The sequence below is a fragment of the Acinetobacter sp. NBRC 110496 genome, from assembly GCF_000876115.1.
GTDB lineage: Bacteria > Pseudomonadota > Gammaproteobacteria > Pseudomonadales > Moraxellaceae > Acinetobacter.
In genome coordinates this window covers 1-15,116 of the sequence record NZ_BBTF01000073.1, presented here as the reverse complement: position 1 = coordinate 15,116, position 15,116 = coordinate 1, and the positions used below count along the sequence as shown (strand labels likewise).

17 protein-coding genes and 2 pseudogenes are annotated in these 15,116 nt (G+C 37.6%); 4 read left to right on the top strand and 15 right to left on the bottom strand.

The window, feature by feature from the left end; translation table 11 throughout:
- Positions 1-31: 31 nt before the first annotated feature.
- The 4 genes from Aba26S_RS19225 to Aba26S_RS19210 form a co-directional block, all read right to left on the bottom strand.
- The gene (locus Aba26S_RS19225) at positions 32-328 is read right to left on the bottom strand and encodes an FmdB family zinc ribbon protein (RefSeq protein WP_081408471.1); all 297 of its coding nucleotides are present in this window, start codon (positions 326-328) and stop codon (positions 32-34) included.
- Positions 329-363: 35 nt separating this feature from the next.
- Positions 364-1,539, bottom strand: a complete 1,176-nt coding sequence (fmdA, locus tag Aba26S_RS19220) for a formamidase (RefSeq protein ID WP_043974399.1) — start codon at positions 1,537-1,539, stop codon at positions 364-366.
- Positions 1,540-1,862: 323 nt separating this feature from the next.
- The gene (locus Aba26S_RS19215; protein ID WP_043974395.1) at positions 1,863-2,576 is read right to left on the bottom strand and encodes a nucleotidyltransferase domain-containing protein; all 714 of its coding nucleotides are present in this window, start codon (positions 2,574-2,576) and stop codon (positions 1,863-1,865) included.
- A 119-nt stretch (positions 2,577-2,695) separates the two neighbouring features.
- On the bottom strand, positions 2,696-3,217 hold the full coding sequence (locus Aba26S_RS19210) for a hypothetical protein (protein ID WP_043974392.1): 522 nt from the start codon (positions 3,215-3,217) through the stop codon (positions 2,696-2,698).
- A 181-nt stretch (positions 3,218-3,398) separates the two neighbouring features.
- Here Aba26S_RS19210 and Aba26S_RS19205 point away from each other — a divergent pair, with 181 nt between their 5' ends.
- The 4 genes from Aba26S_RS19205 (at position 3,399) to purB (ending at position 7,272) form a co-directional block, all read left to right on the top strand.
- Positions 3,399-3,887, top strand: coding sequence for an NUDIX hydrolase (locus Aba26S_RS19205; protein ID WP_043974389.1), 489 nt, complete (start codon positions 3,399-3,401; stop codon positions 3,885-3,887).
- A 4-nt stretch (positions 3,888-3,891) separates the two neighbouring features.
- Positions 3,892-5,025, top strand: coding sequence for a tRNA 2-thiouridine(34) synthase MnmA (gene mnmA / locus Aba26S_RS19200; protein WP_005271862.1), 1,134 nt, complete (start codon positions 3,892-3,894; stop codon positions 5,023-5,025).
- Between the two features lie 18 nt (positions 5,026-5,043).
- Positions 5,044-5,775: a high frequency lysogenization protein HflD gene (hflD, locus tag Aba26S_RS19195; protein ID WP_005271865.1), complete on the top strand. Its 732-nt coding sequence runs from the start codon at positions 5,044-5,046 to the stop codon at positions 5,773-5,775.
- Between the two features lie 108 nt (positions 5,776-5,883).
- Positions 5,884-7,272, top strand: coding sequence for an adenylosuccinate lyase (gene purB, locus Aba26S_RS19190; RefSeq protein ID WP_005243024.1), 1,389 nt, complete (start codon positions 5,884-5,886; stop codon positions 7,270-7,272).
- Positions 7,273-7,342: 70 nt separating this feature from the next.
- On the opposite strand, the gene Aba26S_RS19185 is transcribed toward purB, so the two are convergent.
- The 11 genes and pseudogenes from Aba26S_RS19185 to Aba26S_RS19135 all read right to left on the bottom strand — a co-directional run.
- Complete coding sequence (locus Aba26S_RS19185) at positions 7,343-7,576, bottom strand: hypothetical protein (protein ID WP_227541475.1); 234 nt, start codon at positions 7,574-7,576, stop codon at positions 7,343-7,345.
- Positions 7,577-7,724: 148 nt separating this feature from the next.
- On the bottom strand, positions 7,725-7,847 hold the full coding sequence (locus tag Aba26S_RS21590) for a hypothetical protein (RefSeq protein WP_264756173.1): 123 nt from the start codon (positions 7,845-7,847) through the stop codon (positions 7,725-7,727).
- A gap of 31 nt (positions 7,848-7,878) precedes the next feature.
- A pseudogene (locus tag Aba26S_RS19180) lies at positions 7,879-8,115 on the bottom strand (hypothetical protein); the annotation flags it as partial.
- An 88-nt stretch (positions 8,116-8,203) separates the two neighbouring features.
- Entirely contained in the window at positions 8,204-8,659 is a 456-nt protein-coding gene (locus Aba26S_RS19175) for a hypothetical protein (RefSeq protein ID WP_043974381.1), read from the bottom strand.
- A gap of 118 nt (positions 8,660-8,777) precedes the next feature.
- Positions 8,778-9,593 carry a hypothetical protein gene (locus Aba26S_RS19170; RefSeq protein ID WP_043974379.1) on the bottom strand — a complete coding sequence of 272 codons (816 nt, stop codon included), beginning with the start codon at positions 9,591-9,593 and terminating at the stop codon, positions 8,778-8,780.
- Positions 9,593-9,808 (bottom strand): hypothetical protein, encoded by a 216-nt coding sequence (locus tag Aba26S_RS19165; RefSeq protein WP_043974376.1) that lies wholly within the window; start codon positions 9,806-9,808, stop codon positions 9,593-9,595. Before Aba26S_RS19165 ends, Aba26S_RS19170 begins: the two co-directional genes overlap by 1 nt.
- 3 nt (positions 9,809-9,811) lie before the next feature.
- Positions 9,812-10,888: an Imm72 family immunity protein gene (locus tag Aba26S_RS19160; protein ID WP_043974374.1), complete on the bottom strand. Its 1,077-nt coding sequence runs from the start codon at positions 10,886-10,888 to the stop codon at positions 9,812-9,814.
- A 77-nt stretch (positions 10,889-10,965) separates the two neighbouring features.
- A complete protein-coding gene (locus tag Aba26S_RS19155; protein WP_252322566.1) occupies positions 10,966-12,048 on the bottom strand; it encodes an Imm72 family immunity protein in 1,083 nt (360 codons plus the stop codon).
- 172 nt (positions 12,049-12,220) lie between these two features.
- Positions 12,221-12,589, bottom strand: a complete 369-nt coding sequence (locus Aba26S_RS19150) for a hypothetical protein (protein ID WP_145980627.1) — start codon at positions 12,587-12,589, stop codon at positions 12,221-12,223.
- Between the two features lie 52 nt (positions 12,590-12,641).
- Positions 12,642-13,757 (bottom strand): hypothetical protein, encoded by a 1,116-nt coding sequence (locus tag Aba26S_RS21700; RefSeq protein WP_043974365.1) that lies wholly within the window; start codon positions 13,755-13,757, stop codon positions 12,642-12,644.
- A 223-nt stretch (positions 13,758-13,980) separates the two neighbouring features.
- Positions 13,981-15,116: pseudogene (locus Aba26S_RS19135) on the bottom strand (DUF2345 domain-containing protein); the annotation flags it as partial.

Sequence of the window (15,116 nt, the reverse complement as noted above, 5' to 3'; positions counted from 1 at the left end):
TAAATAATTAAGCGCTAATCCCAGCAAGCGATCAAAGCTCACACAAAGAACAATTCACACCTCGGCAGTTATGCAACACTGAAGTCCGAGCACTTTTTTTGCTGGTCCCAGGTCCTCCAACCAAGGGTCCTGCCAATTGCTCGGCGCTGGATGAGGGTCGCCATTTATTTTTGACTGAAATCTTTTGATGCCCTGTAATCATCGGTTTTAATAACATGGATTGCTGACAATATGGGCAGGAGGTGTTATCCCTTGCTATACTGACCATCGGGACATTCTGCTCAAAAATCCCTTCACAATGTTCACATCTAAAATCATACAGTGGCATCTTAAAATCCTTCTTATACGCTGGTATTCATATTACTAACGGCGTCCCCAAAACTTATTCTCGTTTAAGGCACCCTGCGGCAAAATATTCTTCTCAAAAATAGAGGTTGGTAAAGAAATTGTACAGGCGCAGTTTGGAATATCCACAATCCCACCGATACGCCCTTCAACAGGTGCAGCAGTCAGCAACATATAGGCTTGAGATCCGGTAAATCCAAAATTCTCAAGATACTTAATCGCTTTTAAACAAGCCTGACGATAGGCAACTGTGGCATCCAAATAATGATTTACCCCATTTTCAACACTGATGCCTTCAAAGGTTAACCACTGATCGTAATTAGGTCTGACATTACTTGGAACAAAGATCGGTGAATCAATATTATATTTTTCCATTCCGCCTTTAATCAGATCAAAACCAACACGGGTTACCCCATCCATTTCAATCGCACCACAGAAGCCGATTTCACCATCACCTTGTGAAAAGTGTAAATCCCCCATAGAGAAGCCGGCACCTTTTTGATATACAGGAAAATAAATACGGCTACCCGCAGCAAGATCTTTAATGTCGGTATTACCCCCATGCTCACGCGGTGGCACTGTACGTGCAGCTTCAGCAGCCATCCGATCAAACTCTGCTCCTGTCACGCCTCTCAGCACCGCAGTTCTTGGATCGGGTGGATTGGCCTGCCCTTTAGGCACCAATAACGCTTCTCGACGGTTCCATTCCTTTAAAAGTTCATGCGAAGGAAGCGTTCCCATCAATCCGGGATGTTTTAAACCTGCGATACGTACACTGGGAATATGACGCGAGGTTGCAAATAATCCTTTTAAATCCCAAATTGCTTTATCCGCTTCAGGAAAATAATCAGCTAAAAACCCACCGCCATTTTCCTTGGCAAAGACCCCAGAAAAACCAACCGAAGAGATTGGCTGTATATCCAGTAGATCGATCACCAATAAATCACCCGGCTCAGCTCCTTCAACATAAAAAGGTCCTGTCAAAGGATGTGCTCGAGTAAGATCCACATTTTTCACATCGGAGACATCATCGGTATCTTTGATTTGGGCATCTAAAAAATCCAGACTTTCAATCAGAATTTCTTCGCCGGGTTTCACCGATGTTAAAAAAGGAATATCTGGATGCCAGCGATTATGACCAATCTCTGCTTGTTCTGCTAAAGCGACACCAGGTTTAATCTTAATATGTTGCATATGACTTCAACTCCGTGTGATGTATATAAATCTAATCAACTATCTGTTCTACTTCTAAATCATTGAAAGGCCAAACCAAGGCTACTGTTCTTGGGCGGAATAATTATTTTTACCTTGCGATCAAAAAACACACTAGCACATTCTGTTTTTTTGAAGCAATTCCTTTTCGATTCTCAACACAACAAATACTCACTCATGATGGCAAATATTTTTCTTCCACTTTAGCGAATTAGCCTTCCTGTATAGCCAAATTCAGCACATCACGCTGGGAAGGAATCATTATTTTAAATAGGCAATAGGATGAACAAATACGAGCACCAAAATTAAATTACATGTGTTTCGATCCAAGTATAAATCTCTGTTAATCGATTCAGAGAGAGTGGATCAATTAACCTTGGGTCATCAACCTCTTTCAGTAAAAAATACAGTTCATCTTTTTGCTGAGGATAGACAAGTAACGTCTGAATTACCGTGTCGTTTAAACTTAAGGGCCACTCATCAACATATTGCAGTGTTAAAGGTAGCAATCGAATCATTCTTTTAATTAAAGATTTTTTGAGCTTGATCAACTCTTCCTGAGGCTTGTCTTGTCGTTCCAACATATCCAAATATGTTTGTATTTCCTCATGATATCCATCATTAATTGCTCGGATTACCTGTCTATAAATCTCGATATCTTGAAAAAAACAGCTTAAATCTCGCCCATAAATATTGGCACAAAAAAACTTAATCCATGCTCCCCATCGACTCTTATTTTTCTCAAGCAGAACTTCGCTTAAATAGCCAACATCTACATCAATCTTTGCAATAAATGGATAGCTCGCGATAAGGCTTGCTTTAATTTCAGCGATTTTTTGATCCAGATGCTCAATTTGATGCTTAAAAATAACACACACATCTAAATCTGACTGACCAACAATCGCTTTTCCTTTCGCTACACTTCCATAAATATAAAGGCTATCAAGCTGTGTCGTGAATTCGCGAGTAAAAACCGAGATTAGATCTTTTAAAATTGGTTGATATGCCTTTTGAATCATCTCTCATTCCTACACCTAAGAATACCTAACAGTAACCTTGGGCTCAGTTTTAACTTATAAATAAATGCACATTAAACCCTTCAGTGAAAATTGTTGCGAAATAGATCCTATCGCGAGCTCTAAGCGTTACTCCACATTTTATCCAAAACCTTTAACTCACAAACAGTTTGTTTAAATTGTGAAAACTGAAAGGTTAATTCTGGTGTAATGTGAGGTTGCTGCCAAATAACGGAAGTCACAACATCATGAATATTGCCAAATGCTTGCCCGAATCTTAACCATTTCACATCTGTCGCCGTAACCACCTGCTCAACGACAATGACACTACAGATCAGATCCAAATCATCAGGACAGACTAAAATAGGAACTACTGTCGAAATTGGACCATATTCACAATAATTTGGCTTTAAGAGTGCCCAAGCATGACTTAATGCGTGCTCATTATCAAAATCATATAGCCAACCTTGAGCAGGCACCAAGTTATCTGTACGTTCAAGAATCTTTGTATTTTGATTGATCCATTGATTCAAGGGCACATCATCAATTGCAAGAATTGGAAATGGCTTTAAATTATTACTTGCGTCATGAATACATCCATGAATTGGATGCTCTTGTAAAAAAATGGCTGAAACTGAATGCATATATTTATTAAAACGTAGAAAATTAGAAATGGGGCTATGCCCTAAACATTAATTGAATCCTGTCATACTTTACAACTAAAACCTCATATTTAACCAATGTCAGAAAAATGCACATCGACATCAACTAGCCACCGCGCCTCAAATTTTGTAGAATACGTTTTTTAAAACCATGGTGCTTTGTATGACCGCTTGGACACCTCATGTCACAGTCGCCACTGTAGTCGAAAAAGACGGACGTTTTCTGTTTGTTGAAGAACACAGCGAAGGCTTTGTACATACCGTGTTTAATCAACCTGCGGGTCATGTCGAATGTGGTGAAACCATTATCGAAGCAGCAATCCGTGAGACCTTAGAAGAAACAGGTCATCATGTCGAAATCGATCATCTGCTCGGGATCTACACCTATACACCGCCAATGTTTCCTGACCGCACCTATTACCGCTTTTGCTTCTTGGCCCATGTCACGGCAGTTGAAGAAAATGCGCAACTGGATACAGGCATTGTTGCTGCGGTGTGGATGAATCTGGATGAGCTGCAAGAATCCGCACGTGCACGTAGTCCATTGGTTTTAAAAGCTGTTAAAGATGCCCTTGCTGGCAAAAAATATCCTTTATCGCTTATTTACGAGCACCCTTTCTCTCCCTCATTAACTTCTCATTTGGACGCTTAATTAGATGCAACAACGTGTCATCGTCGGTATGTCTGGTGGTGTAGACTCCTCTGTTTCTGCCGCATTATTACTTCAACAAGGATATCAAGTTGAAGGTCTTTTCATGAAAAACTGGGAAGAAGATGATGGTACGGATTACTGCACAGCATTAGAAGACCTAGCAGATGCACAGGCTGTTGCTGATAAGATTGGTATCAAGCTGCACACCGCCAACTTTGCCATGGAATATTGGGATCGTGTTTTTGAACACTTCTTGGCTGAATATGCTGCTGGCCGCACCCCAAACCCAGATATTTTATGTAATAAAGAAATTAAATTCCGTGCCTTCCTTGATCATGCCATGACCTTAGGTGCAGACTTTATTGCAACAGGTCACTATGCGCGTCGTGGTGCGAGCATGCAGAACTCACGCGGTGAAACCTATGCCCCATTACTGCGTGGTGTTGATAATAACAAAGACCAAACTTATTTCTTACATGCGGTGCATGGTCGCGAAATTAACAAGACCTTGTTCCCTGTCGGTGAAATTGAAAAGCCTGAAGTGCGTCGTATTGCAGAACAACTTGATTTAGCAACAGCCAAGAAAAAAGACTCAACTGGTATTTGTTTTATTGGTGAGCGCCGTTTTACTGACTTCCTCAAACAATATTTACCTGCACAAGCTGGAAAAATTGTTTTGGAATCAGGTAAAGAAGTTGGTGAACATCATGGCTTGATGTACTATACGCTGGGTCAACGCGGTGGTATTGGTATCGGTGGGATGAAAGGTGTACAAGAAGGTGCATGGTTCGTACTGCATAAAGATATTGCCAATAACCGACTGGTGATTGGCCAAGGACATGAACATCCATTAATGCAAAGTACTCAGCTTTGGAGTGAGTCGATTGATTGGGTTGCAGGTGAACAGGATATTCCAAGTACTGGATTCCGATGCACGGCAAAAACCCGTTATCGCCAACCTGATCAGGCGTGTACAATTTATCGTGATGAACAGACTGAACATGGTATTCGGGTTGAGTTTGATGAACCACAACGCGCTGTAACGCCTGGGCAAAGCGTGGTGTTCTACTCCGGAGAGGTGTGCTTAGGTGGTGGTGTGATTCACCATACCAATGCACCTGAACCAGATTTTATTTAAGGAAATTGGAAGCGAAGCATGGTCGAGTTACCCTTTCAGCACACTCAAGCGTTGAATGTTAGACAGAACCGTGCTCTGGCATTGGCTGCGGTCTTTCAAGCAACCCAGCTTACGCATATGACCGCAATGGCAGGTCAGCAAAGTATTGGCGATAGTGGTAATTTTTACTTTGAACTCTTGATCAAAGCCAGTCTGAATATCCGCCCGACCGCCAATAATGCCAAGCAAACCCTCGATTTCTTTAACCAGCTTGCTGATATTTCACTTGGTTTAAAAACATTAGAAGGTTGTATTACCCAACCTTTTAATACGTCACCCAAATCTCGTGTTCCCAAAATGTCCACCGCTAAACTGCCAATGTCCTATGCAATGGCCTTATTGCAACTGGAAAAGAAAGTCTACAGTAATCCCGAGTACGTCAAAATCATCGAAACCGCACAACAAAAAATCTTAAAGCAACTCTCATTTTTCGATAATAACTATCTACACCCAAGCATCATTGCCAATCTCGCACAGACCTATGTTGAAACCGCAGGACAGATTAATCCACGTATTTTAGTGCGTGGCAATGCCGAAGCTTTTAAAGACATCAACCATACCAACCGTATTCGTGCTTGCCTGTTTACAGGCTTGCAGTTGGCGCATTTATGGAAACAGCTCGGTGGTAGCTCTTGGGCGATGATCTTTAGCAAACGCAAGTTATTACAAGATATTCAAGCTCTCGCTCGTTTGCAGTATCAGGTGGTATAGACCGATGCTACAACGAATTTATTTTTATACCGTTTTACAACCTCTCTAAATCTCTCCTGAGGAACGACTAAAGTTCCGCAAGGGAGAGCTAAACTTTAAGGAATCTGTATGAATGCTTTAACCGCACTCTCGCCACTTGATGGACGTTACGCTAGCAAATGCGATGCCCTACGCCCTTTTTTGTCTGAGTTTGGTTTAATCCACGCTCGTGTCACGGTTGAAGTGCGTTGGTTACAAGCACTTGCAAATCGTGCAGAAATCATCGAAGTTGCGCCATTTTCAAATGAAACCAATGCTGCTTTAGATGCGATTGTTGCAGATTTCTCTGAACAAGATGCAAACCGCATTAAAGAAATTGAACGCACCACTAACCACGATGTAAAAGCAGTTGAATACTTCCTTAAAGAAAAAATTGCCAACATCGATGAATTACAGAATGCAGGTGAATTTATTCACTTTGCTTGTACCTCTGAAGACATCAATAACTTGTCTCATGCGCTTATGTTGAAAAATGGTCGTGAGGTTCTCGTTTCAAGCATGAAACAAATTCTCAATGCGATCTCAGCTTTGGCGATTACACATGCCGACCAACCGATGTTGTCTCGTACACACGGTCAAACTGCAAGCCCAACCACTTTGGGTAAAGAGATGGCAAACGTTGCTTATCGTTTAGCGCGCCAGATCAAACAATTTGAAAATGTTGAGTTATTGGGCAAGATCAATGGTGCTGTTGGTAACTATAACGCCCACCTTTCTGCTTACCCAGAAATTGACTGGGCTGCACATGCACAAGCATTCGTTGAGTCTTTAGGTTTAAGCTTTAACCCGTACACCACGCAAATCGAGCCACATGACTATATGGCTGAATTGTTTGATGCTTTACGCCGTTACAACACCATCTTGATCGACTTTAACCGTGATGTTTGGGGTTATATCTCTCTCGGTTACTTCAAACAAAAGTTAAAAGATGGCGAAGTGGGTTCTTCAACTATGCCACACAAAGTAAACCCGATCGACTTTGAAAACTCTGAAGGTAACTTGGGTATTGCCAATGCTGTCTTGGGTCACCTTGGTGAAAAACTTCCAGTTTCGCGCTGGCAGCGTGACTTAACCGACTCAACTGTATTACGTAATATGGGTGTTGGTTTTGCGCAAAGCTTGATTGCGTTTGATGCCTGCTTAAAAGGGATTGGTAAACTTGAATTGAATGCTGCACGTTTAGACGAAGATTTAAACCAAGCACAAGAAGTTCTTGCTGAACCAATTCAAACGGTTATGCGTCGTTATAACGTTGAAAAGCCATACGAAAAATTAAAAGCGCTTACCCGTGGTCAGGCTATGACACGCGACATGATGGTAAACTTCGTGAAAGGTGATGAACTTGCGCAAGTTCCAGAAGATGAACGTACTCGTTTAGCTGAGCTTACTCCTGCAACTTATACAGGTAATGCTGCTGAACAAGCAAAACAAATCAATGATTTGATCAGCAAAATCTAAACTGATTGACTTAAAAAAGCAGAGCTTCGGCTCTGCTTTTTTATAATTGAGAAAGTTATTTTCTAAAAGTTTAATTTACAATAAATTTGTAGGTTTTACTAAACTCATCATCACTAGCCCCATAAAAACCCATAGAAATACTAATATCATAGGCTCCCTTATATTTGGGGACTCCTTCTACCCTTAATTTATTATACGCACTTATATCATTTATATTAATAGGCTTTACTTCAACTCCCATATCACTTGGGAAGTTTGTTTTTACTTCAAAACTTCTTTCTACAACTCTGCCACCTGTAATCATAATATCCTGACTATAATTTTCATTAATATGAGCAATAGGTAATTCACTAGGTTGTGCTTGATAGCTTTAGCTACAACTAATTAAAGCTAAACATAAAGTAAAGATAAGTGTGAAGTTCATACCAAAACCATAAAGTAGTATTATTCAATTACTCTTGAACGATAAAAGTGTATTTTTTGTCTATTTCAGCATCTCCTTCAGCATAAAAACCAGCTAAAATATGAGCGGTAAATGTACCTTTATACTTTGGATTTCCCTTAACTTCTATCATGTTATATCCATCTAAGTCATTAATAGGTTGCGACTCCTTTAAAACTTGATAGTACGATGGTTCCCCAGACATAGTCGGCTTGATGAGATGGATGTTGGGCACGATGGTTTGGTGCTAAATGAGCACTATATTTGTCTAATAATCCTTCAGCATATTGAATCAGCTCCTTCCATAACTTTACCGTTTCATCGTAATAGTCATAAGAAATAAATTGTTCAATTGCATTGATCTCTTGCGGAAATAGCTCTAGTTTCTTTAAATCAATCATTTAAATGATATAAATCTCAAAATTCCACTTTATAGGACACTTCATTACTTATCACTATGTCAATACCCATAAATTTTGCTTACGAATCTCACTCAAATTCAGATGGTTCTATTTTATATTTCTTGAATAACATTTCACGCACCTTTGAATTAACATCCTCGTCATATTTAATAATTAAAAATATATCTTTCTTAGTTAAAGGAATAGACTTTAATACTCTAGGTAAATCAACAGCTCTAATAGCAGAAACCTCACCAGGCTGCTTCAATATATTAGTTTCTTGATCAACAAAGTTGAAATCCACACCTTGTAAGTTAAAATAAACCATCACTCTTCTATTTAAAGAGTCGCTATCATCATATAAAAATGTACCCGCAGGTAGAATTGTATATTCAGAATAGTTATCGAAATTTGAAGCTATCTGCAAAGGTCGATCTAATATATGTATCTTGGGTATTTTTCTAAATTTAAATAAATATAAATTTAAGACCAACTGTATTAAGAATATTATTACAAGTACAACTATCGCTAAATTTTTACTCAAAAAACATCCTCAATATTAATTTATTTTCAAGTAACTTCATTACAAAACTATATATTTGTAATAAGACCCAATACTTTGTCTAGACCAAGCCTTCTCTAAAAATACTTTGGCCTGAAAACTATTTATGAACATTTTTATTTTCCCCTTCCAACTCTTCTGGCGTACAGTAACTTGGAACGATTTTCATAGTTTTTATATCCATATAATCACCACAAATTTCCCTGCCATTTTCATCAGTTCTACGCCCTAATTCCTTTTTTTGCTCCTCAGTCATCGAATCTAAGTAATTATAAAAGTACATATGATCAATCACTTCAGGATCATTAAAGCTCGTACTTAACTCAACTCCAAATGGCTCACCTTTTTGATTTTCATTACAATCCGCCGTAAGATTGTAGCTAACACGTGTTTTGGAATGGAATTTACTTCTAATTTCATCATGCATTGGATAAGCACCAACAAGTATCCCATCTACATCAATCGCATCTTTAAATATACTTCTCACTTGTTCTGTATCAGGTTTCTTCAACTCTTCTTCTATTTCTGTATCTGTTTCTTTCTTTATATCGTGCTCTGGTCGTTCTAAACGGAAACGAAAACTATCGATTTGCTTATCATTTTTTCTCTCAACCAATCGAACCCCTATATCATCATAGATATATAAATTGGTTAAATTAGCTCCATCTGTACTATCCACTTTTCTATAATTTTTTCCTAATGCCTTGATCCAAGGTTCAACACCGGAATTCATATAAAGATCTGTACCATTATAATTAATTGCACAGCCATGAACCTTAAACTGATGTTGTGGATTTAATTCCTTTACAAAACCCTCATTATCTGGGCTTGCCTGTGCAGTTGACTGACCATTACTACAACTGATACATAAAATAACGGGTAAAAAGCCTAGTAGAACCTTTTTAGAATAATTCATTATTTTTTACCACCGAATACTTTGTCTAAACCTTCTTGCAATAGGACACGATCCCGATATTGTTGATCAGCTAGATCAATTACTCCACCAGTATATTGAATCAAATCATCCAGTTTGGTCAGTAACATCTCTAAATAAGATCGTGAAGTAACATAATAGATTAGGGCAACTGATTGCTTTTGAAAACGAGTCAATTTATGAGAGCTTTTTAGCACAAGTTATTCATCACTATCAAACTGCCAATACACTTCACCCCAGTCAGATTTAATCTCAGGTAAGACTTCACCTTGCTTAAAGTATTGACGTGAATTTTCCTGCGCCACCGTAAACCAATAACCAGCTTTTGGACATACTTGACCTGCACGTATATTCAACTTTTCAATAGACTCAGGATTGTTCTGAGTGCCTTTGATACCAATATTCTCAATATCAAATATATAGGCTTTCTCTTCTTCTGGAATTATTCCATCTAAATAACGATTATCTTCCCAAATTAAATACCATTCAGTAAATTTGGATTGATGTATATCCCTCTTACTATATTTTGGTGCAAGCGTACCTTGATAAAAATAATTAGGACAGCCTCTCTCCTCATTATCTAGCTTTGCCTCATAAATACCAGTTATTGTTATTTCCTGTTCTGTTTTTATAACAACTGAATTAAAGCTATTATCTCTCAACGATTCATTTAATTGATTTATACTATTTTTCTTATATAAAGGCCAATAAGTTAACTCAAACATCGATTCAAAACTCCATTTTTGAAATAACTTATCCAATCTCTTAGGTAAAAAATATTGTGCATACTTATAATCTGCTGAAACTGTAATCTTAGCTATCTCCAACATTTCAGATGCTATAAGAAGTTTTTTAATAGCGCCAATATGATAGGGTTCTTCAAAAAGACTACCATCTCTTCCTCGCATACCCAATTCAATATAAAGCGGATCATTCGCTAAATCTTTCTCATCTCCGTAACGGCCAAATATTACACTTTTTATTCCATCTTCAAAAAATAAAGGATATATTTCATTTTTATAAGGTGTTTTTAAAAAAAGATCTAATGCTTTTTCTTGATTATTCAATACATTTAAATACATAATGTATTGTTTTTCATAGTTTTCACCATACTTTGCTTTAATCTCATCTGTAGGATTTCTTAAAAATTGCTCAAAAGTACTAACAAAATCAGCATGCATTTCATATATTTTTTTAAAAAAAGAATAGCTTGAATACATTTTATTCAATTTTAATGCATGACTTCTATTAATATTATTTTCTCTATTTATCTTCATAATTTCATTATTACTTAGCAGAATGATACGTTATCAGCTTTTCCTTCTGCTGGTAACGTAACTTGAGCATTTAACACCTACTTACCATCAAACTGCCAATACACTTCACCCCAGTCGGACTTAATCTCAGGTAAAACTTCACCTTGCTTAAAGTATTGACGTGAATTTTCCTGTGCTACCGTAAACCAATAACCTGATTTGGGACAAACTTGACCTGCACGTATACTCAGTTTCTCAGGAGAACTCGCATAGGTGTAAGTATCCTTAATGTCAATATTTTCACTATCAAATATATAAGCTTTCTCTTCTTCTGGAATTATTCCATCTAAATAACGTTTATCTTCCCAGATTAAACGCCATTTGACATCAGCCCACTCATCAGTACCTTCTAATTGATAATCTGTCGCTATAGTACCTTCCAGAAAATAGTTAGGGCATCCTACTTTTCCTGTAATTGGTAACCAAGGTTCATAAATACCAGTAATTATTATTTCCTCTCCATTCGCTATTTCACCTATAGAACTTTCATTGAATGGTGGACACTCCATGATAGATTGCGGATAAAAACGGGATAAAGGCCATTGAAGACCATTTAAAAGAGGCTTATAGAAAAGCGTTTCATATGTCCATTTTTCAAACAATCTATCCTCTTCTGGAATAAAATATTTTGAATCATCTCCTGATATAGATATAAGTAAAGTAGATACCATTTCAGAGGCGATCAAGACATCCCTGATATAACCAAAGTGATCATTTTTTAAAAATAAATTGCCTGAATATTCATGTCCTAATCCCATTAGTTGATAAAATGGATCATTATCTAACCCAATTTCATCAGCATAACGACCAAATAATCTTCCCTTAAAGTCAGCAATACATAATTCATATGCTTCTGACTTATGTTTACTATTTTTTAGTAATGATAAACCTTGTTCTTGTCTTGCCATTCTCTCCAAAAAATAAACATATTGACCTTCATGGTGCTTTTGAAAATATTCAACGTCTTTACTTTGTAAAAAATCTAAAGAAGGGTTTCTTAACTGTCTTTCAAACGCATCTAAAAATTGCTGATTCAGTTTCCTAGCGTAATCCAAAAATGTATAGCTCGTGTACTTCTTAATTAAATAAAATGCTTTATTTCGTGCTTCTTGTTCTTGCATTGGTGACATCGTATTAGGATTTAACATAGATTAACGTTTCTCAGTTTGTGATGATTTTTGCTTTTGATACTCCACACCTGAACGTGCCATTGACGATTGTTAATTGTAACACGTGCCCTGGTTTTCGCCTTGACAAGGCTTAATTAAAATCCTAGTTAATTAATAAAAAACTCTAAATTATTTTTTTCTTAGAAAAAATTTCGTCTGAATCTTTTCTATTCCACACATGAAAAATACCACTAACGGCTCCCATTGCCTTAATAATCTCGATTCTTGAATCTTCATTAAAATTTTCAAGGTTATTAGAAAACATATTAATTAGTAATTTAAAATTAATACTTTCAGCATTATCTATTTGAATAAAATTATCTTCAGAAACAATATTCCAAACAGGTATAGGGTAAGAGGTATCATGAAAAATTATATAAATTGTTAAAATATCTCTGTAATAAATTTCTACTGGGTTTATTGTGTCATAATATGCGGTTATTTTCCGATCATTAAAACTAAAACTGAGTAATTTAGGCTTTTGATCTAACATCTTACTTCTGAATAGTTTTTTAAAAAAATTTAACAACATAATTTAACCTTAGTTAGAATAGAGTCCATTGGGTAAATGCTTCTAACTCCTCATCAAAAGCATCAACTAATAAATACGCACCAAATCCACCAATTGCCCCACCAATGATAACACCAACAGTAGAACATATCGGTGAACCAGGCCCACATATCGCCCCCGCTGCTGCACCACCACCAGCGCCTCCTGCAATTCCACCTACAATAGTAGTTCCTTGTCTATATATTTCTTTTTCTCTATTTTCAGCATTGTAAATTTCGTAGCCTGCGTACGCTACAGAGAAAACTATCAAGACTCTTCCACCTATTTTCATCCATTTAATTTTAGCATTAAACGATTTTTTTGATTTCCCAGAGCCTTTCAAAACGCTGTAGTAAACTCTATTTTTTTCATCTGCTGTTAAGGCATTAAAATAACTTTGTTTCGCATTAATTTTAGACTTTATATGTTGATCCATAGCTACACGATTTGACCTCAGGGCTTTAAATTTTTCGGGGTCTTTTATTTCCATTGCGTAATATTCAAGAATTTGCTCTAAGGTTTTACCCGCTGCTTTTTCTTTTTGAGAAATAGCTAACCCTATTGCTGAATTTTTTTTTCGCGTAGCATCTAAAATTTGATTTCTTAAGTCTGTTGCTTCTAATGCTGCATCTTTAACAGAAATTTTGCCTTGCTTAACAGCTTCAAGGTAACCATCACTCATTTTTTTTATTTCACGCATATATGCAGCGCGTAAATTTGCATCATGAATTAAAAAATTGTTTCCAAAATAAATAGCTGTTCCATTTAAACTATCCAGAGCAATTTCTAATTCATTTTTGACTTTAACTGGAACTTTATTTGATTCAGCTTGCTTAGTTGTTCCTGTTGTTGTTCTCAATTTAAAAGTAGACTGATTGAATTCTCCATTTTCTAAAGCAGGCACCCTAATTCTAGCTAGTTTAGCGTTATCAAGTAGGAGTTCTACAAAAATCAAATCTAATTTATTACAGTTATAAACTTTAGTGCATCCATTTGAGTCAAGCTTTCCACCATAACTTTGTTTAGCTGTGGTATTAGATAAGCTATATCTTAAAGATGATAAAATTTCTTTATTGTCACAAAAAACTTTTAATCTAGCAGTATATGTCATTCTTCTTGCTCCGATACTTCTGCATCATATTGATGAACTAAAATATTATAAGTTTCCTCTTTGTTATTCGTGGTAATCCTCACAATACCATCCTTAGGAACCTCCCCCTTGCGTACATTACCTTTTGAATCAATTAACGTAAAAGTTGGTAAACTTTCTAATAGTTCATTACTAAGCTTATGTCTAACATCAAACTCTAACAGATAATTACCATCAGATCCTGCTGGCAGAAAAGGTATATTATGAGTAGCTCTCGCCCCACCCATAAACAAATGCTGCCCCGCCTTCACCTCAAACTTGCCACTAGTAACAGGAAAAATACCTGAACCATTAATTTTAATTTGAGCGTCTTTAGTCGTAATTAAAATTTCTTTAGGACTGGTAATCTCGATCCGATCTTCGGTCGAGATAATTTGAATACCTTGCTTAGCAAGTAAATCCATACCATCCGATTGTGCATGAGCTTCAAACTTACCTTTCGCGGCAACTTGTTTAATGCCATTCTGCGCAGCAAACACACTGATTCTGTTTTGGGCATGTGTAATCAGATTTTTCTGCGTGCTTAGATTGATACTGTCACCCGCAAACTGATTGATCTGTCCATCTGCCGATAAATGAATATCTTCATTGGTACTTAGGCCAATCCCTGCTGGCGAGTTCAGCAATAACAGTGATTTTTTAAACTGGGCGATCTTCTCTTGAATCTGCTCAGCAAATTCTTTGAGTTGATCCAGCGATTCTATTTCATCAGTCTGCTGATTCTTGGCAACTTCACTCAGTGCCTTGGCATTGTTTTGATTGCCTTCTAGCTGCTGTTTAGCTGCTTGTGCATCAAGATGTTCACCTTGAGCTTGATCCTGCTTATGCGTAGAAAGTAGTAAACCCTCGCCTGCACGGACTGCACCCCATTGGTCGGTACGTAGCTCAAAACCTTCGCCTCGGTCTTCACTTTCGGCTTTATCTTTAGGATGACTCAGTTTACCCAGATTCAGTTGACTGGCCGCATGACTGCTTTGCAACTGGGCACTGATCTGACCTGTGGTGTCATCAAAGCGTAACTGGTTAAAGCCTTCACCTTGGTATTCTTTGGACTTGATCCCTGCCAGTTTCTTGGTGTCTGGCAGCTTGCCTGCATTGTCAAACTTGGTCGGGCTACGATGACCTTCATGGATACGTCCCACTACAAATGGACGGTCAATATTGCCATCAAAGAAGTCGATGACAACAATCTCACCAATCCTCGGTAACAAGCGTGCACCATAGCCTTCACCAGCCCAAGGCGTGAGTACATCAACCCAAGCTGAATCGGTATCGTTGTCATTGGCACCTGCACCACCATCATGGCTGTGGTCTTCATTA

What these genes read in the sequence shown, in the direction of transcription:
- Aba26S_RS19225 (WP_081408471.1), bottom strand. Translation starts at nt 328, where the DNA reads ATGCCACTGTATGATTTTAGATGTGAACATTGTGAAGGGATTTTTGAG.
- fmdA (WP_043974399.1), bottom strand. Translation starts at nt 1,539, where the DNA reads ATGCAACATATTAAGATTAAACCTGGTGTCGCTTTAGCAGAACAAGCA.
- Aba26S_RS19215 (WP_043974395.1), bottom strand. Translation starts at nt 2,576, where the DNA reads ATGATTCAAAAGGCATATCAACCAATTTTAAAAGATCTAATCTCGGTT.
- Aba26S_RS19210 (WP_043974392.1), bottom strand. Translation starts at nt 3,217, where the DNA reads ATGCATTCAGTTTCAGCCATTTTTTTACAAGAGCATCCAATTCATGGA.
- Aba26S_RS19205 (WP_043974389.1), top strand. Translation starts at nt 3,399, where the DNA reads ATGACCGCTTGGACACCTCATGTCACAGTCGCCACTGTAGTCGAAAAA.
- mnmA (WP_005271862.1), top strand. Translation starts at nt 3,892, where the DNA reads ATGCAACAACGTGTCATCGTCGGTATGTCTGGTGGTGTAGACTCCTCT.
- hflD (WP_005271865.1), top strand. Translation starts at nt 5,044, where the DNA reads ATGGTCGAGTTACCCTTTCAGCACACTCAAGCGTTGAATGTTAGACAG.
- purB (WP_005243024.1), top strand. Translation starts at nt 5,884, where the DNA reads ATGAATGCTTTAACCGCACTCTCGCCACTTGATGGACGTTACGCTAGC.
- Aba26S_RS19185 (WP_227541475.1), bottom strand. Translation starts at nt 7,576, where the DNA reads ATGATTACAGGTGGCAGAGTTGTAGAAAGAAGTTTTGAAGTAAAAACA.
- Aba26S_RS21590 (WP_264756173.1), bottom strand. Translation starts at nt 7,847, where the DNA reads ATGATAGAAGTTAAGGGAAATCCAAAGTATAAAGGTACATTTACCGCT.
- Aba26S_RS19170 (WP_043974379.1), bottom strand. Translation starts at nt 9,593, where the DNA reads ATGAATTATTCTAAAAAGGTTCTACTAGGCTTTTTACCCGTTATTTTA.
- Aba26S_RS19160 (WP_043974374.1), bottom strand. Translation starts at nt 10,888, where the DNA reads ATGAAGATAAATAGAGAAAATAATATTAATAGAAGTCATGCATTAAAA.
- Aba26S_RS19155 (WP_252322566.1), bottom strand. Translation starts at nt 12,048, where the DNA reads ATGCAAGAACAAGAAGCACGAAATAAAGCATTTTATTTAATTAAGAAG.
- Aba26S_RS19150 (WP_145980627.1), bottom strand. Translation starts at nt 12,589, where the DNA reads ATGTTAGATCAAAAGCCTAAATTACTCAGTTTTAGTTTTAATGATCGG.
- Aba26S_RS21700 (WP_043974365.1), bottom strand. Translation starts at nt 13,757, where the DNA reads ATGACATATACTGCTAGATTAAAAGTTTTTTGTGACAATAAAGAAATT.